The sequence below is a fragment of the Flexivirga sp. genome, assembly GCF_051955415.1.
Lineage (GTDB): Bacteria > Actinomycetota > Actinomycetes > Actinomycetales > Dermatophilaceae > Flexivirga.
Genome location: NZ_JBQCGS010000041.1, coordinates 1 through 20,241, shown reverse-complemented (window position 1 = coordinate 20,241; position 20,241 = coordinate 1). Strand labels below are relative to the sequence as shown.

General features: G+C 70.6%; 19 protein-coding genes. 13 read left to right on the top strand and 6 right to left on the bottom strand.

Annotation, left to right across the window (positions count from 1 at the left end; all coding sequences use genetic code 11):
- On the bottom strand, positions 1–609 hold the full coding sequence (locus tag ACTHL4_RS06500) for a nitroreductase family protein (protein ID WP_440281929.1): 609 nt from the start codon (positions 607–609) through the stop codon (positions 1–3).
- A 200-nt stretch (positions 610–809) separates the two neighbouring features.
- On the opposite strand from ACTHL4_RS06500, the gene ACTHL4_RS06495 reads away from it, so the two are divergent.
- Genes ACTHL4_RS06495 through ACTHL4_RS06465 form a run of 7 tightly spaced genes read left to right on the top strand, consistent with a single transcriptional unit; the run spans position 810 to position 9,863 of the window.
- Complete coding sequence (locus ACTHL4_RS06495) at positions 810–1,316, top strand: RNA polymerase sigma factor (protein ID WP_440281928.1); 507 nt, start codon at positions 810–812, stop codon at positions 1,314–1,316.
- Positions 1,313–2,773 (top strand): hypothetical protein, encoded by a 1,461-nt coding sequence (locus ACTHL4_RS06490; protein WP_440281927.1) that lies wholly within the window; start codon positions 1,313–1,315, stop codon positions 2,771–2,773. The genes ACTHL4_RS06495 and ACTHL4_RS06490 overlap by 4 nt, the downstream gene beginning before the upstream one ends.
- Before the next feature lie 41 nt (positions 2,774–2,814).
- A complete protein-coding gene (locus tag ACTHL4_RS06485; protein ID WP_440281926.1) occupies positions 2,815–5,538 on the top strand; it encodes a bifunctional acetate--CoA ligase family protein/GNAT family N-acetyltransferase in 2,724 nt (907 codons plus the stop codon).
- A 5-nt stretch (positions 5,539–5,543) separates the two neighbouring features.
- Positions 5,544–6,152 carry a DUF5998 family protein gene (locus ACTHL4_RS06480; protein WP_440281925.1) on the top strand — a complete coding sequence of 203 codons (609 nt, stop codon included), beginning with the start codon at positions 5,544–5,546 and terminating at the stop codon, positions 6,150–6,152.
- A 2-nt stretch (positions 6,153–6,154) separates the two neighbouring features.
- Positions 6,155–7,312, top strand: coding sequence for an alkaline phosphatase family protein (locus tag ACTHL4_RS06475; RefSeq protein ID WP_440281924.1), 1,158 nt, complete (start codon positions 6,155–6,157; stop codon positions 7,310–7,312).
- A 24-nt stretch (positions 7,313–7,336) separates the two neighbouring features.
- The gene (locus ACTHL4_RS06470; RefSeq protein ID WP_440281923.1) at positions 7,337–8,062 is read left to right on the top strand and encodes a thymidine kinase; all 726 of its coding nucleotides are present in this window, start codon (positions 7,337–7,339) and stop codon (positions 8,060–8,062) included.
- 7 nt (positions 8,063–8,069) lie between these two features.
- A complete protein-coding gene (locus ACTHL4_RS06465; RefSeq protein ID WP_440281922.1) occupies positions 8,070–9,863 on the top strand; it encodes an MFS transporter in 1,794 nt (597 codons plus the stop codon).
- Positions 9,864–9,884: 21 nt separating this feature from the next.
- On the opposite strand, the gene sepH is transcribed toward ACTHL4_RS06465, so the two are convergent.
- On the bottom strand, positions 9,885–11,324 hold the full coding sequence (gene sepH, locus ACTHL4_RS06460) for a septation protein SepH (protein ID WP_440281921.1): 1,440 nt from the start codon (positions 11,322–11,324) through the stop codon (positions 9,885–9,887).
- Between the two features lie 246 nt (positions 11,325–11,570).
- Between sepH and ACTHL4_RS06455 the strand changes: the two genes are divergently transcribed.
- From ACTHL4_RS06455 to ACTHL4_RS06430, 6 genes are all read left to right on the top strand, one after another.
- Entirely contained in the window at positions 11,571–12,824 is a 1,254-nt protein-coding gene (locus tag ACTHL4_RS06455; protein ID WP_440281920.1) for a ferrochelatase, read from the top strand.
- Between the two features lie 6 nt (positions 12,825–12,830).
- A complete protein-coding gene (locus ACTHL4_RS06450; protein ID WP_440281919.1) occupies positions 12,831–13,667 on the top strand; it encodes an inositol monophosphatase family protein in 837 nt (278 codons plus the stop codon).
- Positions 13,668–13,839: 172 nt separating this feature from the next.
- Complete coding sequence (locus ACTHL4_RS06445) at positions 13,840–14,139, top strand: DUF4193 domain-containing protein (protein WP_440281918.1); 300 nt, start codon at positions 13,840–13,842, stop codon at positions 14,137–14,139.
- Positions 14,140–14,356: 217 nt separating this feature from the next.
- Positions 14,357–15,265 carry a DUF3710 domain-containing protein gene (locus tag ACTHL4_RS06440; RefSeq protein WP_440281917.1) on the top strand — a complete coding sequence of 303 codons (909 nt, stop codon included), beginning with the start codon at positions 14,357–14,359 and terminating at the stop codon, positions 15,263–15,265.
- A gap of 1 nt (position 15,266) precedes the next feature.
- A complete protein-coding gene (locus tag ACTHL4_RS06435) occupies positions 15,267–15,644 on the top strand; it encodes an OB-fold nucleic acid binding domain-containing protein (RefSeq protein ID WP_440281916.1) in 378 nt (125 codons plus the stop codon).
- 122 nt (positions 15,645–15,766) lie between these two features.
- Entirely contained in the window at positions 15,767–17,179 is a 1,413-nt protein-coding gene (locus ACTHL4_RS06430) for a DUF222 domain-containing protein (RefSeq protein WP_440281915.1), read from the top strand.
- Positions 17,180–17,258: 79 nt separating this feature from the next.
- Here the strand turns inward: ACTHL4_RS06430 and ACTHL4_RS06425 are convergent, their stop codons facing one another.
- From ACTHL4_RS06425 to ACTHL4_RS06410, 4 genes are all read right to left on the bottom strand, one after another.
- A complete protein-coding gene (locus ACTHL4_RS06425) occupies positions 17,259–18,116 on the bottom strand; it encodes an aminoglycoside phosphotransferase family protein (protein ID WP_440281914.1) in 858 nt (285 codons plus the stop codon).
- Between the two features lie 342 nt (positions 18,117–18,458).
- Entirely contained in the window at positions 18,459–18,809 is a 351-nt protein-coding gene (locus ACTHL4_RS06420; RefSeq protein WP_440281913.1) for a VOC family protein, read from the bottom strand.
- 54 nt (positions 18,810–18,863) lie between these two features.
- Positions 18,864–19,562, bottom strand: a complete 699-nt coding sequence (locus ACTHL4_RS06415; RefSeq protein ID WP_440281912.1) for a potassium channel family protein — start codon at positions 19,560–19,562, stop codon at positions 18,864–18,866.
- A 34-nt stretch (positions 19,563–19,596) separates the two neighbouring features.
- The coding region (locus ACTHL4_RS06410; RefSeq protein ID WP_440281911.1) for a potassium channel family protein at positions 19,597–20,241 on the bottom strand (645 nt) is incomplete at its 5' end.

Below are 20,241 nucleotides of genomic sequence, written 5' to 3'. Positions count from 1 at the left end.
TCAGTGGACGTTGCCGAACCGCCCGAAGTGCGCAACCTCCCCGAAGTCGCGCCGACGCACCGACCGGGTGCTGCCCGACGGCGTGGACTCGGCCGGGTGACCCACCGCCACCACCCCGACGATGCCGTGATCGGCGGGTATGCCGAACGCCTCGCGCACCGCATCCAGCCGTTCCACCGGCACCCCGAAGAACAGCCCGCCCAGCTCCTCGTCGACGGCACCCAGCAGCATCAGCAGCGCCGCCATACCGGTGTCCACGTCCCAGTAGGGGACCGGCCAGTGCTCCTCGCTCCGGTCCTGCCACGGTTTGTCCGCCCGCGCGTAGCGTCGCAGGTAGGCGCCCTTGTCCGAGCAGCAGATGATCAGCACCGGTGCCGCGCTGACCCCGCGCAGCCACGCGTCCGGTGTGCCGTCGTCGGTCGTCGCCGCCCAGAACGCGTCGCGCTCCTCGCCGCGCAGGACCACGAAGTCCCAACCTTGGCTGAAACCCGCACTCGGTGCCCGCACCGCCAGCTCCAGCAACCGCAGCACGGTCTCCTCCGACACGTCCCGGTCCGCATCGAACCGGCGCACCATCCGGCGCCGCAGCACGGCGTCACGCAACTCCATGGCCAGCAGCCTAGGTGCGCCGGCCGCAGCAGGGCGGGGGGTTAGGCTTTCGGCTGGCCGGTGACACATCCGGACCGGCCGACAACGCACATGTGGCGGGCACCAACCGCGCACGCGGTTGCGGCGTCTACTCGGGTATGACGGCGACGATCACCGGGCAGCGCGCTGCTGTCCGCGTCCCACGGGAAAGGTGGCGATGGGTGGCTTCGGGGGAAGCAGCCGTCGAAAGCGCCGTCCGCGAGGTGTATGACGCACACTTCGGACGGCTCGTCGGTTGGACCACGCAGTTGATCGGTGACCGGGACTTGGCCCATGACGTGGCCACGGAGGCCTTTGTGAAGCTGATGACGCACTGGCACACGGTGCAGGACCCCCGCGCCTGGCTCTACACCGCCGCCGCCAACCAGGTCCGCGACCACTGGCGCAAACGCGGCCGGGAGGCCGCGGCATACGAGAAGTACACCGCCGGCAGCGCCCGCGCGGTGGACGTCGCCGACCCCGGGCTCGACCCGGCGACGCGGCTGACGGTGCGCGAGGCAGTGGAGTCGCTGCCCGAGCGCTTCCGGCTGGTGGTCCTGCTGCACTACTACGCCGACCTGTCGGTCGCCCAGGTCGCCCTGCAGACCGGCAAGAGCGAAGGCACGATCAAGCGCGACCTGCACGATGCCCGCAAACAGCTGGCCCGACGGCTGGAGGTGTCCCGATGAGTGACGAACGCACGAGCGGGCGGTATGACGGCGGGGAGCCGTCGGCCGACCACGACCCGGTGGCGCGGTTCTTCGCCACTGCGCGGGCCGAAGTGCGCGAGGACCGGGCGACCGACCTGGACTGGCAGCGCATCGTCCGTGGGGCGCGTCGCACGTCCCGACGCCGCAACCGGTTGGCGTTGCTGTCCAGCGCCGCCGTCGCGGTGCTGGCGATCTTCGCCGTCTTCCTCTGGCAGCAGGACGGCATCAGCGATGGCGTGCACCGCGGCGAAGCCGTCGTCGGCGCGACCGATCAGGTCGTCACCGGCGAGCCGACATCGGCACCGTCCTCGGTGTCCGCCCAGCAGACACCGACCGCGGTGCCGGCGAGCTTCGACACCTGGTCGGTCAGCAACGCGGGACAGAGCACGCTCTACGCGCTCGGTTCGCAGACCTGCGGTGGCGACACCTGCCCGGTGCTGTTGCGGTCCAATACCAGCGGCGAGAAGTGGAACGCCGTACACCGGTTCACCGGCACCGACGTGTCGGCGGCGACCGGGCAGGCCGTGCCGCGGATCCAGCCGGTGCGCGCGATCACCCAGACCCGCTTCGCCACGCCGCAGACCGGTTACGTCTTCGGTGGCGACCTCTGGGTGACCCACGACGCCGGTGCCAGCTTCACCAAGATGAGCCACCCCGGCCAGACCGTGCTCGATGTCGAGATCAATCAGAACCAGGCCGTGTTGCTCAGTGCCGACAACTGCGGCCAGGGCGTGTGCAACGGTCCGGTCTACGTGAGCCGTTTCGACCCGGCCAAGAACTCCATCGCCACCGCCGACGCCGAGGTGAAGCCCAGCACGCAGATCAGCGGCGGCACCGTGGTCGTGCAGAACGGCCAGGCGTTCATCCAGCTGACCCCGTCCGACCCGTCCTCCGCGGTCGCGCCGATGCGGCTCGACGACTCGACGCTCACCCGCGTGGATGCACCGCCGGCCTGCCGGGGCGCCTCGCTGCAGGCACTCACCGCAGCCACGAACACCAAGAACCTGCTGTTGTTCGCGCTGTGCGACCCGCGCACGACGGCGGACAACCACCTGTCCTACACGATCGTGCGCAGCGATGACGGCGGCAGGTCGTGGCGGAGCATCTCGGTCGGAGCACTGAAGCTGCCGCGTCTCGGGCAGGTGTCGCTGGCAGCCGCAGACAGCCAGCACCTCGTGGCGTCCGCCGGCGGGCCGCGGGAGACGTCCGGAGTGCCGGCCAGCAGTGGCGAGGACAGCCTGATGGTGTCGAACAACGGCGGCCACGGGTTCGGCGCCGCGACCCCGCCGAAGGGTCAGCAGCTGCCGGGCACCGGTTTCGACTGGACGGCCAGCGCCGGGGCCGGGATCGTCTACGCCGTGCCGCGCACCACGCACGGCTTCTGGAGCACCACCGATTTCGGCGCATCGTGGAGCGTGATCGACCCGCGGCCCTGACGCGTCGGCGACCGGACCGCCGACAGTGGCATGCTCGAGACATGGACTCGACCGACGGCGTCGCACCGACCGAGCCCGTGGGTGAGCTGCCACCGGGCTACCCCCGCGACTGGGAGGCCGACGTGGTGCTGCGCGACGGCTCGGTCGCGCAGGTGCGGCCGATCCGGCCCGACGACGTCCGGCTGCTGCAGGAGTTTCACGAGCGCCAGTCCGACGAGTCGATCTACCTGCGCTTCTTCGCCCCGCTGAAGCACCTGTCCGATCGCGAGGCGCAGCGCTTCGCCAACGTCGACTACCTCCAGCGGGTCGCCCTGATCGTGGAGGCCGGTGGCCGGATGGTCGGCGTGGCGCGCTACGACCGGTTGACCGGGCCCGACGGGCCGCGCGCCGAGGTGGCCTTCAACATCGCCGACGACTTCCAGGGCCGCGGCGTCGGCTCGGTGCTGCTGGAGCACCTGGCCGCCATCGGTGCGGAGGCCGGCGTGCAGGAGTTCGTCGCCGATGTGCTGCCGCAGAACCACAAGATGATGGGCGTCTTCACGGACGCGGGCTTCGAGATCCAGCGCCGCTTCGACGACGGTGTCATCGCCCTGTCCTTCCGGATCGAGCCCACCGAGCAGTCGCAAGCGGTGCGCGCGGCGCGGGAGCAGCGCGCGGAGGCGCGCAGCATGCGCTCGCTGCTGGCCCCGGCCTCGATCGCGGTCGTCGGTGTCGGCGCTCAGCCCACCGGTCTCGGCCGCGGTGTCTTCGAACACCTGCAGGCGGGCGGCTTCACCGGCACCCTGTATGCCGTCAACCGCAACATCCACCACGAGATCCCCGACGTCACGGTCCACCCGAGTGTCCGGAACCTGCCCGGGCCGGTCGAGCTGGTGGTGGTGGCCGTTCCGGCGCGTGAGGTGTTGCAGGTGGTGCGGGACTGCGCGGCCCGCGAGGTGAAGGCCCTGGTGGTGATCTCGGCCGGCTTCGCCGAAGCCGGCCCGGAGGGGGAGCGGCTGCAGGCGGAGCTGGTCCGCACCGCCCGCCGGCACGGCATGCGCGTCGCCGGCCCCAACTCGTTCGGGCTGATCAACACTCGCGACGACGTGCGGATGAACGCCACCCTGGCGCCCGAGATGCCCGGCAACGGACGCTTCGGCCTCTTCGCGCAGAGCGGCGCCCTGGGCATCGCGGTGCTCGACTTCGCCGACCGCCGCGGACTCGGGCTGACCGACTTCGTCTCCACCGGCAACCGCGCCGACGTCTCCGGCAACGACGTCATGCAGGCCTGGATCGACGACGACAGCACCGCCGCCGTCGGCCTCTACCTGGAGTCGATGGGCAACCCGCGCAAGTTCTCCCGCATCGCGCGCCGGCTGTCACTGCAGAAGCCGGTCATCGTGGTCAAGTCCGGCGTGTCGTCCTACGGCGTGCCGCCCGGCCACCGCGTCCGGCCGACCCACACCTCACCGGATGCGTTCAAGTCCATGCTGCGCCAGGCGGGCGTCATACGCGTGGAGAACCTGCACCAGATGTTCGACGTGGCCCAACTGGTGGTCAACCAGCCGATCCCGCACGGGCCGCGGGTGGCGATCGTCGGCAACTCCGACGCGCTGGGCGCGCTGGCCGCGGACAACGCCGTCAGCTGGGGCCTGCAGATCACCCACGGGCCGGTCAATCTGCCCGCCGAATGCACTCCGGCGCAACTGGAGACCGCCGTCGAGGCAGCCTTCGCCGACCCGGACGTCGACAGTGTCGTCACGGCCTTCATGCAACCGGCCATCGCCCAGGGCATCGGGCTCGCGGCAGCGCTCGCAACCGTCTCGGCACGGCACCCCAAGCCGTGCCTGACGACGTTCCTCGGCATCAGCGGCGTCACCGACGCACTCTCCGCCCCCGATCCGCGGAGTCAGATCGAGCGGTTCGTGCCCTCCTACGCCGTCCCGGAGGACGGTGTCCGCGCACTCGCGGCGGCCACCCGGTACGGCGAGTGGCGGGCCACCGATCGCGGCGCTCCGGTGCTGCCCGACGGCATCGACCGGGTCGCCGCGGAGCAGCTGGTCGACGCCGTGCTCGAGGCATCACCCGGCGGCCGGGAGCTGACGGCGACCGAGGTGCGCACGCTGCTGGCGGCATACGGCATCGAGGTGTGGCCGCACACGTCGGTGCGCTCCGCCGACGAAGCCGTCCAGGTCGCCGAGCAGCTGGGTTACCCGGTCGTGGTCAAGTCCGTGTCGCCGCTGGTGCGCATCCAGCCGGTCTCCTCCGTGCGCGTCGACCTGGCGAATGCGGACGCCGTGCGCGACGCCTACACCGTGCTGGACGAGCGGCTGGCGCCGCTGCACGCCAATCGGCTGGTCGTGCAACGGATGGCGACTCCCGGCATCCCGTGCATCGTCGCGACCGGCGAGGACCCGCTCTTCGGGCCGGTGGTGCGCTTCAGTCTGGCCGGGGCGCCGACCGAGGTGATGGGCGATCTCGCCTATCGGATCCCGCCGTTGACCGAGGTCGACGTGCGCGAGCTGATCAACTCCGTGCGCGCCGCGCCGTTGCTGCACGGCCGCGGGGGCGGCCTGGCGATCGACCAGGGCGCGTTGGAGGACCTGGTCGCACGCATCTCGGTGCTTGCCGAACAACTGCCCGACGTGGCCTCCCTGGAGTTGAATCCGGTCAACACGCATGTCGCGGGCCTCGAGGTGCTCGGCGCGTCCGTGACGCTCGCGCCCCCGGCGGTGCGCACCGATTCCGGACGCCGCTCACTGCCGAGCGCGTACCTGCGACAATGACGGGCATGTCTTCGTCCAGCAAGCAGATCACCGCGTCGGCGCTGCCCACCGGGCTCCTCGCCGACATCGAGCAGGCGGGCTACTTCCCGCTGCTCGTGGCCGATGTGGTCGCCGCCGCGGTCGGCACCGAGAACATCACCTCGCATCTGGTGCACGCGGAGACGACGATCGACAACGAGACGGTCCGACGCCACGTCACCGTCTTCGTGCTGACCGACAGCCGACTGATCCTGGCGCACGCCGACGATCACGCCCCGACACCCGACTCGCCGGTGCAGCACCTGGGGATGGTGGCGACGGCGACCAGCGAGACGGTGCCGTTGTCCTGCGTGCGCGGCGTCATGCTCGGCCGCGTCGTGCCCGACCCCGAGCGGTATGTCGAAGGTTCCTTCGGCCGGGAAGTGACGCTGACCATCTCGTGGGGTGCAGTGTCCCGGGTGGACCTGCTGCCGGCCAACTGTGCGGACCCGACCTGCGACGCCGACCACGGCTACGAGGGCACCATCACCGGTGACGACGTCACCGTCCGGGTCAGCGCGGACGCCGACGGTGACGCCAATCTGCAGCAGGCGCAAACGTTCTCGGCCGCGCTGTCTGCCGCCATCGGACGCTGACGGTGGCGATCAGCGCAGCCGGCACGCCGTCATACGACGCGGGGGGCCTGGCGGGAGTGCTGCCCCGTGTCGTGGCGTCGCTGGGTGGCCCGGACCTCGCGCCGGCGGCGACCCGGGCGCCGCTGCCCCCCGCGCAACGAGCCGTCGTCGTCCTGGCGGACGGGCTCGGTGCGCAGCTGCTGCGGACCCGGTCTGGCCACGCGCCCTTCCTGCGGGTGTCCGCGGCGAGCCAGGATCCCGCCATACCCGGCGTGCTGACCGCGGGATTCCCCTCGACCACCGCCACCAGCATGGGCACCTTCGGCACCGGCCTGCGGCCGGGGGCCCACGGCCTGGCCGGTTACCAGGTGCGGGTGCCGGGCAGCGACCGGCTCTTCAACGAACTCGACTGGGTCGACGGCCCGGATCCGCAGCAGTGGCAGCCTCATCCGACCGTGTTCGAACGCGCCGGCACCGCCGGCATACCCGTCACGATGATCGGCCCGGCCAAGTTCGACGGCTCCGGCCTGACCACCGCGGCGCTACGTGGCGCACGGTTCTCCGGCGCACGGGACCTGCCGGCGGCGGTCGATGCGGCGGTGCGGGCGGTCCGGGCGACGCCGCGGGCGCTGGTCTATCTCTACTGGGGCGACGTCGACCGCACCGGACACCAGCACGGGTGCGACTCCTGGCAGTGGGGCGAAGCGGTCGAGCTGCTCGACGGCGAGCTGCGCCGACTGCGCACCCTGCTGCCCGACGACACCTCGCTGACGGTGACCGCCGACCACGGCATGGTCGACGTGCCGGACGCGGCCAAGACCGACATCGCGCACGATCCGGAGCTGCGCGCCGGCATCGAACTCGTCGGCGGCGAGCCGCGGGGTCTGCAGCTCTACTGCCGCACCGGCGCCGCCGCTGACGTCGCCGCGACCTGGTCGGCGCGTGTCGGCGATCAGGGCTGGGTGATGACGCGCGAAGAAGCAGCCGCCGCAGGGCTTTTCGGCCCGGTGACGCCCGAGGTGTTACCCCGCTTCGGCGACGTGATCGTGGCCGTGCACGCACCGATCGGCTTCGTCGACACCCGGGTGATGAACTCTCGCATCGTCAGCCTGATCGGCCAGCACGGATCACTCACCGACGCCGAGCAGCACGTGCCGTTCATTCACCTGTCGGCGCGATGAACGCCCCTCGTAGGCTGTCCGACCGTGGCTGAACTCGTCTTCTTCTCCGGCACCATGGATTGCGGCAAGTCCACCCTCGCGCTGCAGATGGACCACAACCACCGCGCCCGCGGACGGCGCGGCCTGGTGTTCACCAAGCTGGACCGCGCCGGCTCCGCGGTGCTGTCGTCACGGCTGGGCCTGTCACACGAGGCGATCGAGGTCGACGACTCCCTCGACTTCTGGGAGGTGGTCGTCGAGCAAGCGACCGGTGGCCGGGTCATCGACTACCTCATCTGCGACGAAGCGCAGTTCTACACGCCCGCCCAGGTCGAGCAATTGGCACGGCTGGTCGACGAGATGAACATCGACGTCTTCACCTTCGGCATCACCGCAGACTTCCGCGCCCAGCTCTTCCCGGGCTCCCGGCGGTTGATCGAGCTGGCCGACCGCACCCAGGTGCCGCAGGTCGAAGCGCTGTGCTGGTGCGGCAAGCGGGCCACGCACAACGCGCGGGTGGTCGACGGCGACAGGGTTGTCGAGGGCGAGCAGGTCGTCGTCGGTGACACTGCTCAGGGCAGCCCGGCCGTGGTCGAGTACGAAGTGCTGTGCCGCCGCCACTACATGCGCCGGATGACCTCCCACGCCGCACGCGCGCAGTCCTTCTCCGACGAGGTCCTGCCCTTCGATCTCGGCCTGTGCCCGCTGCCGGGCAGCCAGCCGCGAGCCGCCGAGCCCGCTGCCGGAGATTCCGGCTCGCACTTGGCATGATGGGCACATGACACGGGACGGCCGATCGGGCAGGCAACGCCGCCGCGCCGAACGTGACCGGGCCTTCACCGAGCCCGTCCCGCAGCCGTCCCGCACGCGACCGATGCCGCCCGGCCCACGGGCACCACGGACCCGGCCCGCGCAGCGGGCGCCATACCCCTCTGAAAGCGGCAGCGAACCCCTGCCCGCCGCCCCGGACGCCGGTGGCACCAGCCGCCACGACGGCGTGCCGCACGAACGCCCGCACGACGGGGGTCCGCACGGCGACAGCCCGCACGCCGGCCGCGACACCGCGCTCGCGGCCGGCCGTGGCTTCGTGCGGGGCGCGGGAGCGATGGCTCGACTGACGGCGACCGCCAGCAAGAAGACCGTGTATGCCGCCCGCAAGGCCAGCGAGGCCCAAGGTGCGGGGGAGAGCGGTCTGGCGCGGATGATCCAGGTCCACGCCTTCAACTCCGCCGGTGACGCGACGGTGACCATCGGCCTGGCCGGCACCGTCTTCTTCTCCGTCTCCTCGGCGCAGGCCAAGAGTCAAGTGCTGCTCTTCCTGGTGCTCACCATGCTGCCGTTCACCGTCGTGGCGCCCTTGCTCGGCCCGCTGCTGGACCGCTTCCGGCACGGCCGGCGCTGGGCCATCGGCTTCACGCTGGCGATCCGCGCGTTCCTGTGCTGGGTGCTCGCCGGTGCGGTCGAGCGTGACTCGGTGTGGCTCTTCCCGGTCGCGCTGTGTGTGCTGGTGGCGTCGCGTGCCTACCTGGTCACCCGGTCCTCGGCCGTACCGCGCGTGCTGCCGCCCCAGCTGACCCAGGTTAAGGCGAACGGCCGGCTGTCGCTGGCCGGTGTGATCGGCGCCGGCGTCGCCGGTGCGTTGGCCGGTGGTGCGGCCAAGCTCGGCGGTGCCGCCTGGTCGCTGCGCGTCGGGGCGCTGCTGTTCGCCGTCGGCACCGTGCTGGCCGTCCTGCTGCCGCCACGGGTCGACTCGGCCGTGGGGGAGAAGCCCGCACCGTCCGGCCTGACGACGGGCAAGGCCGCCGGCCGCGGCGTCGGCCCGGCCGTGGTGACCGCGCTGCGTGCCAACACCGGGTTGCGCTGGCTGTCCGGTTTCCTGACCATCTTCCTGGCCTTTTTGGTGCGCAGTCACCCGTTCCCGGGCTGGGAGGGCAAGGAGACGCTGCTGCTCGCCCTGGTGCTGGGCGCCGCCGGCGTCGGCAACTCGGTCGGCACGGTCGCCGGTGCGGTGCTGAAGATCGCCTCCCCGAAGACGATCGTGCTGTCCACGCTCGTCGCCGACGCGGCGATGGTGGTCGTCGCCGCTGCGCACTTCACCGTGGTGACCGCCGTCGCCGTCGGCTTCGTCGCCGGCACCGGGCAACAGCTGGGCAAGCTGGCGCTCGACTCGCAGATCCAGAACACGGTTCCGGAGCACATGCGCACCAGCGTCTTCGGTCGCTCCGAGACGCTGCTGCAGTTCGCCTGGGTCATCGGCGGCATCATCGCCGTCGTCATACCGACCAACGCGTCGCTGGGCATGGTCGTCGCCGCGGTCGTGCTGGTCGGCTGGGCCACCGTCGTGCTGATCTGGAACAGCGGGCGCTCGCTGCCGGTGCCCGGCCGGGTGCGCGCCGCAGCACCGCACCTGCCGGGACACCGCGCGGCGCCGCCGGAGCAGCATGATGAGGCCGAGACGCCCCGCGACGAGGCCGAGACGATCAGCGTGCGACGCAGCGACGTGGCGCGGCACCGGCCACCCGAAGCGGGCCGGAAGCCGACACCGCGGGATCGACCCGGCGGCTGGCGCTAACCGGCCGGACCCGGTGCGCGCTCAGTCGCGCCCGGGACGACGCCCGAACATGATGTCGTCCCAGCTGGGCACGCTCGGCCGGCCCTTGCGCGCCGTGGTCGGCCGGTCCGGTATGACGGAGTCCGGCTCGGCGTCCTGCGGTTCGTCCACGGGTGCGGTGTCCACCGGGTCGGTGTCGACCGGCCGGCTCTCCGCGTCGCCGGTGTCGGTGCCCGGTGCTGTCTCGGCCGGTTCGCTGCCGTCGTCCGCGGCGTGTTCGTCGGCGGCGTGTTCGTCCTCGGCCGCCACGTCCGTCGCCTGCTGCTGCGACTCGGCAGGCTCGTCCAGATCGGCGAAGAGATCGGCGGTGCCGGTGACCGGGTCGTGCCCCAGCTGCTCTACCGAGGGCTTGGCCGCGGCCGGTGCGCTGGTGTCCTGGGTCCCGGCGGCGCCTTCCGCGGCGGCGAGGTCCTCCGGGCGCGGGTGTGAGCCGACCGGCGGTGCCTCGCCGGAGGTGTCCAGGTGCTCGCGCGGCGCCGCGTCCTCGGGGAAGTCGTGCGGTGCGGCCGACCGGCCCTTGCGGCGCCGGTTCTTGGACCGCTCGCGCATCGCGGCCACCAGGTCGACGGGGCCGTCGCCGGGCTCGGCCTGCTGGGCGCCCCCCGTCGACCCGCCACCCTTTGACCCGCCACCCTTCGGCCGGCCGGCCGCCGCGGAGCCGGCCGTGGCGCCCGTCGTGGCAGCAGCTCCACCCGCCGGCTGCTGCGGCACCGCGGTGGCGGAGGTCCGGCCGCCGCGCACCCGGCGGACCGACGTCTTCGTGCCGGCGTTGAGACCGCCTTCGGCCTCCACGTCGTAGACCGATGACTCGCGGCCGACGCCGACGGACAACGGACCGGGTGAGCCCTCGTCCTCGCCGAGCCAGCGTGCCTCGTCGTCGGTGGGCTCCAGGGTGCGGCTGCGCACGTCGAAGTGCCAGGTGGCGCGGCGCTGCCGGCCTCCGGCGGGGAAGCTGACCAACACGGTCCAGTCGCCGTCACGTCCGCGCCAGGAGTCCCAGACGACGTCGTCCGCCTCGACGCCGCGGCCGTCCAGGCGGTGTTCGACGCGGTCGCCGAAGGTGGTGTCGGCGCGGCCGGCGGATCCGCCGCTCACCGCGAGCTGTCGGGCCAGGCCGGCCACGTGGTCGCGCTCGGCGCGGATCGGGCCCTCGTAGCGGCGGACCTTGTCCACCGTCCATCCCGCGCGTTCGGCGACGTCGGTCACCGAGACGCCGGCGCGCAGCAAGGCCTGCACGTCGCGCGGGCGCAGATCCTCAGGCACCGGCACCACGTCGACGTCAGCCGAGGGCGCCGGCGCCGCACGACGCAAGGACGCACGCAGGGCGTCGTCGATCGGCACCGTGAAGCGGTCGTCACCGTCCTCGGTGAGAAGCAGGTGTTCGCCGTCGTCATGGACGCCGATCAGTCGCAGCTCCCGCATGTGCGTATCTCCCAGGTACCCGTGGTGCGCCGAGTCCAGCTCGGATCCGTCCGCCGCTGCAGTCTCGCTGCAATCAGCCGCAGCCAACCATGCCACGACGCGCGGTGTGGACCCGGCAGGGCGCGCCGGACGAGGGCCAGTGGCCACCTCGTGACGGGCTCATGCCGAGCGTCCGGCGGGCGTCGTACGCTGGCGTTTGTCGGCCGTCCCGCGCCGGCCCCATTCGCACCTCGCAGGAGCCACAAGATGTCCTCGCCGATCGCGGAGCCCCCCGAGCCGTCCGCGCGACCCGACCGTCCGGAGGCGCCCGCCACCGAACCGGCCGGTCAGCCGGTCACCGAGCCGACCACCGAGCCGACCACCGAGCGGGCCTTCGACCCCGTGACTTCGCCCGAGGGCGAGTCCCTGGCCCTCGAGCCGTATGACGCCGTGCTGGTGCTCTCCTTCGGCGGTCCCGAGGGTGAGGAGGAGGTGATGCCGTTCCTGCGCCGGGTCACCGGCGGCCGCGGCATCCCGGACGAGCGGCTCGCCGAGGTCGCCGAGCACTACTACGCCCGCGGCGGGCGTAGCCCGATCAACGACCAGACGCGCGCCCTGCAGCAGGCGATCCGGGCCGAGCTGCGTCGGCGCGGCTACTCGACGCCCGTGCTGGTCGGCAACCGCAACAGCGAGCCGTTCCTGGTCGACGTGCTGCGTGGGGCGCAGGACTCCGGAGCAGAGCGGGTGCTGGTGGTCACGACCAGCGCGTATTCGTCATACAGCTCGTGCCGGCAGTACCGCGAGGACATCGCCGGGGCGCTCGAGCAACTGGCGGATGAAGGCCGCACTTTGCAGGTCGACAAGATCCGGCAGTACGCCACCCATCCCAGCTTCGCCAGGGTCAACGCGCGGCTCGTGACCGACGCCGTCCGCGCCAGCGGCCAGCCGGACGACGACAAGCTGCGGGTCGTGTTCGTCACCCATTCGATCCCGACGGCCATGGACGACACCTCCGGCCCCGGCGACGGCGAGGGCAACCTCTACGAGCACCAACACGACGAGATCGCCCACGTCATCCTCGATGAGGCCGGCATCACCCTCGATCGCAACCTCAGTGGCGCGCTGGTCTATTGCTCACGCTCGGGCCGCCCGGAGCAACCGTGGCTGGAGCCTGACGTCAACGACCACCTGCGGCAACTGGCCGGCAGCGGCATCACCGACGTGGTGGTCGCCCCGATCGGCTTCGTCTCCGACCACATGGAGGTCGTGCACGACCTGGACACCGAAGCCGCCGAGACGGCCGACGAGGTCGGGCTGCGGATGACACGGGTGCCGACGGTCGGCACCGATGCAGAGTTCGTCATGGGCCTGGTGGACCTGGTCGAGGAGCGCGCGGCCGAGGCGCGAGGGGAGCGGGTGGAAGCGATCGCCTGGCCCGGCGAGGCGATGCCGTCGATCTGCGCACCCGGTTGCTGCCCCAACCTGCGCGTGGCCAAACCGGCCGCCTGCGGGAGGGACTGACCCGCGATGACCGCAACGACACCGGAGCTGTCGGCCGACGAGATCGCCGACCTGGAGACCATCGCGTGCACCCTCGCCCGGGAAGCCGGCGACCTCATCGTCGAGGAGCGACCGGACGATCTCGGCGTGGCGGCGACCAAGAGCACCCAGACCGACGTTGTGACCGTCATGGACAAGCGCAGCGAGGAACTGCTGCGCACCCGGCTTGCGACGGCCCGCCCCGGCGACGGGCTGCTGGGCGAGGAGGGCGCCGCACAGCCGTCGCGGACCGGCATCAGCTGGGTCGTCGACCCCATCGACGGCACCGTCAACTACCTCTACCAGCTGCCGGCGTATGCCGTCTCCGTCGCCGCCTGCGTCGGCGATGTGTACACCCCCGGTGCGTGGCGGCCGGTGGCCGGTGCCGTCCTCAATCCCGTGACGGACGAGCTCTTCCACGCGGGCCTCGGCGCCGGTTCGTTCCTGGACCACCGCGGCCGGTCGACCGCCCTGCAGGTGAGCGCCCAGGCCGACCTGGCGCTCAGCCTGCTGGCGACAGGCTTCGGCTACGACGTCGACAAGCGCACGCGGCAGGCCGCTCTGGTGGCCGAACTCGTGCCGCAGGTCCGCGACATCCGGCGAGCCGGCAGCGCGGCGCTCGACCTCTGCTCGGTCGCCGCGGGGCGGCTGGACGGCTATTACGAAGCCGGTCTGCACCCCTGGGACCTGGCGGCCGGGTGGTTGATCGTGACCGAGGCCGGAGGCCTCGTGCAGGGTCCTGCGGGTCGTGCTCCGACCCACGAGCTGGTGGTCGCGGGAGGCGCTGACTTCGTCACGCAGCTGGCTCCGATGGTCGACCGCTGAGCGGCTGCGGAACAAACATCGGACCCCGCCTGTTGGGCGGCTGGTCGGATGAGGCAAAATCCCCGGCGGTCCGGGCACAAAACGCGGCTGTTCAGCGTTATTGCGCGCAAGGACACCGAAATTTCCGCCCATGCGTGCGGGCTGGGCGACGAGGAGACGGGAAAAACACGCAATGGCAACAGATTACGACGCTCCACGCAAGACCGACGACGACATCGACAACGACTCGATCGAGGAGTTGAAGGCACGTCGCAACGACAAGAGCACCGCGAATGTCGACGTCGACGAGACGGAGCAGGCCGAAGGCTTCGAACTTCCCGGGGCGGATCTGTCGGGCGAAGAGCTCTCGGTCCAGGTCATCCCGCGACAGAACGACGAGTTCACCTGCTCCAAGTGCTTCCTGGTGCATCACCGCAGTCAGTTGGCCAAGGAGGTCGGCGGACTGCCGGTCTGCACGGAGTGCGCGGCCTGACACATGCGGCAGTCGACGGCAGGGACGACGCGAGCCACGAGTCGGCCCTGCCGCCATACGCTCCGGACCGTCGATTCGCGTCGGCGGTCCGTCTGGGGCGACACTGGGAAAGATGACCACGGTCGCTCCGGCGACCGCTGACCGTCTTCCCAGCACGACCTCTTCACCACCGACCTCATTCATCCGATAGCAACCACCACAAAGGGGCGCGAGCGCAGTGGCACTCTTCCGGCGCAAGGCCAAGGACACGCAGGCCGACCCGGCCGACGTCGCGACCGACGCCGAGCAGGACATCGACGCCGAGCAGGACGCCGAGCAGGACGCCGAGCACGGTGTCGATGCGGACGTCGAGGAGGCGACCGTCCCCGCTGACGCCGAGGCCGACGAGGCCGACGCGGCCGACCCCGACGCGGCCGGCGATCACGAGGACACGCGCACCCGACTGCCTCGTCCGCACGACCTCGACCGGTCCCACGGTCCGTTCGACCGTTCCGAAATCAAGGAGCTCGACGGACACCTCGACTTCGGTGCCGTTGCGATCGTCCCGGTGGCCGGCATGGAGCTGCGGCTGGACGTCGACGACGCCGGGCAGGAGATCACCGGCATCACCGCTGTGGTCGACGGCGCGGCGTGCCAGTTGCAGGCGTTCGCCGCTCCCAAGAGCCGCGGCGTGTGGGACGACATTCGCGACGAGATCGCCGACAATCTGCTCGCCGGTGGTGGCACGGCCGAGGAGAAGCTCGGCCCGCTCGGGATCGAGCTGCACACCCGGATGCCCACGCAGGGGCCGGACGGCCGCACCACCTACGCGCCCGCCCGTTTCGTGGGCGTGGACGGCCCCCGCTGGTTCCTGCGGGCCGTGCTGTCCGGCAACGCCGCGATCGACGAGGCCGCCGGTGACCAGCTGGTCGAGTTCCTGCGCCGGACCGTGGTGACGCGCGGCAGCGAGCCGCGTGCGCCGCGCGAGATGCTGCCGCTGCAGATCCCGCAGGACGTGCAGGAGCAGGCCGAGGCCGCGGCAGCACAGGACCCCGACGCCACGCCGGATCAGACCGGTGACCGGTCCGACACCGCCGACGACTTCAAGCCGTTCGAACGCGGCCCGGAGATCACCGAGGTCCGTTGAGATGAGCTGGAAGACCTCGTGGGGCAAGGTCGCGGATCGGCTGACCAAGTCGGATGACTCGCTGGAAAACGACGATCTGCAGGAGAGCACCCGCAGGCTGGGCGCCACCCCGATCTGTGACGCCGCCGACCGGTCCATCGCATCTTGTTGCGGCACCGTCCGCAGCGTCAGCCTCCGCCCGCGTGCTGACTCGGTGCCTGCCATGGTCGTCGACCTGGACGACGGCAGCCGCACCATGAACCTGGTCTGGCTCGGCCGGCGCAGGATCGCCGGCATCGAGCCGGGCACCTACCTGAAGGTCACCGGCCGGGTGACCTACCTCAAGGGCACCCCCACGATCTTCAACCCCTCCTACGAGATCAAGACCGGCGCGAACTGATCACCGGCGGGTGAAGTCAGCTCGTCGGTTGCGACGCCGAAAGCCGCTGCAGGACTGGAATATTCGGCACTTTTGCGGTGCGTGACCCTTGCGCAAGACATCGAACAAACGTATGATAAAGCATGGGAGCAAATCGGGAGGCCGCGTCGGATGGTCCCGGGTTCGGCGGGTTGCCGGACCCGGTGGATCTGTCGGCGTATGCCGTGCCGGATGCCGGTGGGGTCTTGGCAGGAGTGCCGGCGGGGGCCGGCACCGCCGTGGGCCCGGGCGTAGGAGCAGCGGCGCTGGAGGCGCTGCGTGGCTCGGGCGGCCGGCTGCGTGACCTGGGCGACGCGTGCGGTCAATTGTCCGATGATGACCTGGCGGACGCCGCGCAGGTGTTGCTGCACGTTCGGGAGTGCGCGGAGCGTTCCCTGGTGCTGGCACTGGCGGACGCAGTGCAACGCGGGGTGGTCCACGCCTCGGACAGCGGTGGGGCACGGCAGTGGCTGACCGATCGGGCAGCGTTCTTGGAGCCGGCCGAGGCGAGCCGGTTGACGGTGGCCGCGGAGTCCATCAACCGGCCGGAGAATGCGACCTTGCGGGCAGTGTTCGTGGCCGGCCAGTTGAGCGTCTCGATGCTGGTGACGGTGCTGGCCGAGGTGCCCAAGGCGATGGTCGCCCTGCCGGACGCCCGGCGGGAGCAGGTGCTCGGTTACTACCTGCAGCTGACCCGGGCGGGCAGCACCCGGGCCGATCTGCGTGGCTTGACCAAGCGGATCATCGCCGAGTTCGGGGACGAGCAGCTGCCGGACGTGGAGGAGAGGGCGCAACGCGCGGAGTCACTGTCCTGGCGTGAGCTGCCCAGCGGGTTGAGGGAGATGATCGCAGTCCTGTCACCCGCGCACGCCGCGCAGATGTTCGAGGCGATCACCGCGTTGTCCGCTCCCCGGCCGGGTAAGGACCCGCGGACCGGTGCCGCCCTCCGCGATGAGCGCACCCCGGGCAAACGACGAGCCGATGCGCTGATGGAGTTGCTCGGGGCGGCCGCACGGTGCGCCGACCCGGAAGCGATGCGGTCCACGGCGAAGGTGATCGTGACGATGGGTCTGGACAACCTGCTGCGTCGACTCGGCAGACAGGGCTTCGGTGTGACCGCGACCGGACAGGTGCTCGACGCCGCCACCGCGCGGCAGCTGGCCTGTGCCGCAGACATCATCCCGGTGGTTCTCGGTGGCAACGGTCAGCCACTGGATGTCGGTCGGGAAGTGCGGCTGTTCACCGGAGCGGTGCGCACGGCGATCATCGTGCGGGACAAGCACTGCACGTTCCCTGGCTGCGACCGGCCGCCGGGGTGGTGCGAGGCACACCACATCATTCCCTGGTGGGCCGGCGGCACCACCGCCGTCGGTAACGGGACCCTGTTGTGCACGCGGCATCACGGCGTGGTCCACGCCAAGGGATACCTCGCGGTCGTCACCGCCGACGGCGTGGCCTGGGACCTGACCCCCGGCCGGATGAGCAATCTGGCACCGGCGGACCGCCCTGCCGCATGAGCGGTGCCTGGTGCATCTCCGACGGATGGCGCACGTCATGGAGACGCGTCGTACATGAGGTGGTTCACCTGTGGCGTCATCAGCAGGGCAACGTGACGGTTTGCCGCGCACTTATGTGCGGGCGGCCAGGAAGTTGAGCAGCGCGACCTGTGGCAACATCGCCGGCTCGCCGTGACCGTGTTCGACCAGCCATCTGATCTCCATCAGACTTCGCAGCGACCAGGTACGCGCGGATCACGTCCGTCTCGACCTCGCCGCCATAGCCGGTCATGACGTCGCCCAGGTGCTCCTCGTGTCCGCGTGTCAGGGTGGCGAGGTCATACATCGCATCGCCATGGCCGCCCTCCGACCAGTCCACGACGCCGCTCACCTCGCCACCGTCGACAAATACGTGATCGGCATGTAGGTCGCCGTGGATGAACACCGGTGTCCAGGGGCGCAGGGCCGCGCGTGCGATCTGGCGGTTGCGTCTGACGACATCGGCGGACACGACATCGTTCGACACGAGCCATTCACATTCGGGGTCCAGCAGTGGCGGAAATCCGACGGTGCCACGATTGTTGCGGACGGGCTGCTGCTGGCACTGGCTGCTTGGCCACGGCGGCAGTGGCGCGCCGTGGAGCGTGCGGATGGTGGCACCAGCGGCAACCCATGCCGACGAGGATGCCGTCGAGGGTTTTCCGAGTACGGCGAGCGCCGCGCCAGAAAGCTGCGTGAGGGCAAGGACCGATGGCTTGCGCCACAGGACCGCGGGGATGGGGACCGGCGCCTCGGCCATGACCTCGATCTCTCGGTCGAGGCGCGCAGAGTCCGTGTCGATCTTCAGAAATACGTCGCCGACGCGCAGCGTCACGCGTTCTGAATGCGCGACAACCACTTCGACGCCCGGGGTGTCGACACCGGCCTCGGACCAGCTTCCGGTGGGAGTCGCTGGCATTCGTCGACGATAACGCGCCGCCGTCCCGTTCACAGGTCCTCCAGCAAGACGGCGACTATATGACGATCGATGTGATGCAAGCGATCCTCCTGGCAGCCAGCTCTGAAGCTGCCGACCACCACGGTCAAGTACTGAGTCGAGTGGCCGCCGAACGCGGGGTCCACCGATCGCCGCAGTGGTCATAGGAGACCAACAATCGGTCGTAGGCGTGCTGGCGGAATCCGCAGTAGCGCGGCATCGCCCCGGAATGGTGAGTCGGCATGCGGGCTCGTTCACTGGTGAATCCTGATTGTCAGGTGCCGACACTATGGAGTGTGCGGGATCCATTTCAGAGCGACGACCTCAGGCGCGGTGCGAAGCGACGTTGATCACGTGCCCATCAGGGCTTCGGACGAAGAACCGGCGAATGCCCCACGGTTCATCGGTCAGCGGGTGCACGATCTCGTAGCCGCGTCGCTGTGCCGCGTGGTACGCCGCATCGACGTCGTCGACCTTGATGGTCATGACGGAGTCCTCCGGCGCAGTTGCGTCGTGGGTCACGACCTGGACGCATGCGCCCGAGTCCGGAGAGCTGAATCGGGCCACCCAGCCCTGGTTCATGGTCTGCTCTTCCAGGCCGAGGAAACGGAAGAACTCTCTCGCCCGCTCAACATCGCCGGTGTGCAGGTTGGTGATCGCTTCTGTGGCTTTCATCAACACAGCGTGACACTGGCTCGACACGGAACGGCATCTCCGAAGAGAAGGAGGTCATTCACCCGCCGGCGAGTGCGTGCGGATCTGGTCGGCCGGCCGGCCGGTGAGTACGGCGCCCAGTGACTGCTCGGCCTCCGGGGTCGCCAGCAACAGCAGCTCGTCCAGTGCCTCGATGGTGTCGTACTGATCCGGCGCCATCGGCATCTCATCGCGGATGATGCCGACCAGCACGCAGTCCTGTGGCAACTCCAGTTGACCGACCGCGCGTCCGACGTTCGGGCTGTCGGAGGGGACCGTGATCTCCACCATGGTGGCCTTGCCCTGCTGGAACTGGAACAGCCGGACCAGGTCGCCGACACTGACGGCCTCCTCGACCAACGCCGTCATCAACCGCGGTGTCGACACCGCGACGTCCACGCCCCACGCCTCGTCGAACATCCACTCGTTCTTCGGATTGTTCACCCGAGCCACCGTGCGGCCGATGCCGAACTCCGTCTTGGACAGCAGCGACACGACGAGATTGACCTTGTCGTCACCTGTCGCGCAGACGACGACCTCGCAGGTCTCCACGTTGGCCTCGCGCAACGTCGAGATCTCGCAGGCGTCGGCGAGCAACCAGGACGCCTCGGGGACCGAGCTCGAGCGGTCCTCGTCGGCATACTTGTCGATGATCAGCACCTGGTGATGACGCAGGATCAACTCGCGGGCGATCGATCGCCCCACGCTCCCGGCTCCGACGACAACAACGCGCATCTGACGAATCTCCTTGAATGCAGCTGTCTCGGGGTCAGTCGACCGGCTTGGCGGACTTGAGCACGTTCTCGACCTCTTGCACACGTGCGCTGGGCAGGCTCAGGTGCAGCAGATCGCCCTCCTGGAACACGGAGTCGTTGCCGGGCACCATCCCGTCGCCGAGCCGCGTCAGGTAGGCGACGCGCGCGCCGGTCGCCTCCTCGATGTGTCGCAGCGGCGTGCCCACCCAGGACGAGTCCGGCGGCACCTCGGCGATCATCACCTTGCCGCTGGCGTCGGTGTGCACCGGCAGTGCACCCATCGGCAGGATCTTGCGCACGATCTGGTCACTGGTCCACCGCACGGTCGCCACGGTCGGTATGCCGAGCCGCTCGTAGACCTCGGCGCGGCCCGGGTCGTAGATGCGAGCCACGACGTGCTGCACACCGAAGGTCTCACGGGCGACACGGGCAGCGAGAATGTTGGAATTGTCACCGCTGCTCACGGCGGCGAACGCGTCGGCACCCTTGATGCCGGAACGCAACAACGTCTCCCGGTCGAAGCCGATGCCCGACACCCGGCGGCCCTCGAAACTCGGGCCGAGCCGGCGGAAGGCTGCCTCGTGGCGGGGGCTGACCCCGCCCGCGTGCCCGGGGTGGGCCCGGGGGAGCGCCCCAGGGGCGCCCACCCCGCCCCCGCC

Bases quoted from the DNA above. Each gene is read 5' to 3' on its own strand.
- ACTHL4_RS06500 (WP_440281929.1), bottom strand. From the start codon at position 609: ATGGAGTTGCGTGACGCCGTGCTGCGGCGCCGGATGGTGCGCCGGTTC.
- ACTHL4_RS06490 (WP_440281927.1), top strand. From the start codon at position 1,313: ATGAGTGACGAACGCACGAGCGGGCGGTATGACGGCGGGGAGCCGTCG.
- ACTHL4_RS06485 (WP_440281926.1), top strand. From the start codon at position 2,815: ATGGACTCGACCGACGGCGTCGCACCGACCGAGCCCGTGGGTGAGCTG.
- ACTHL4_RS06480 (WP_440281925.1), top strand. From the start codon at position 5,544: ATGTCTTCGTCCAGCAAGCAGATCACCGCGTCGGCGCTGCCCACCGGG.
- ACTHL4_RS06465 (WP_440281922.1), top strand. From the start codon at position 8,070: ATGACACGGGACGGCCGATCGGGCAGGCAACGCCGCCGCGCCGAACGT.
- sepH (WP_440281921.1), bottom strand. From the start codon at position 11,324: ATGCGGGAGCTGCGACTGATCGGCGTCCATGACGACGGCGAACACCTG.
- ACTHL4_RS06455 (WP_440281920.1), top strand. From the start codon at position 11,571: ATGTCCTCGCCGATCGCGGAGCCCCCCGAGCCGTCCGCGCGACCCGAC.
- ACTHL4_RS06450 (WP_440281919.1), top strand. From the start codon at position 12,831: ATGACCGCAACGACACCGGAGCTGTCGGCCGACGAGATCGCCGACCTG.
- ACTHL4_RS06445 (WP_440281918.1), top strand. From the start codon at position 13,840: ATGGCAACAGATTACGACGCTCCACGCAAGACCGACGACGACATCGAC.
- ACTHL4_RS06435 (WP_440281916.1), top strand. From the start codon at position 15,267: ATGAGCTGGAAGACCTCGTGGGGCAAGGTCGCGGATCGGCTGACCAAG.
- ACTHL4_RS06430 (WP_440281915.1), top strand. From the start codon at position 15,767: ATGGGAGCAAATCGGGAGGCCGCGTCGGATGGTCCCGGGTTCGGCGGG.
- ACTHL4_RS06425 (WP_440281914.1), bottom strand. From the start codon at position 18,116: ATGCCAGCGACTCCCACCGGAAGCTGGTCCGAGGCCGGTGTCGACACC.
- ACTHL4_RS06420 (WP_440281913.1), bottom strand. From the start codon at position 18,809: ATGAAAGCCACAGAAGCGATCACCAACCTGCACACCGGCGATGTTGAG.
- ACTHL4_RS06415 (WP_440281912.1), bottom strand. From the start codon at position 19,562: ATGCGCGTTGTTGTCGTCGGAGCCGGGAGCGTGGGGCGATCGATCGCC.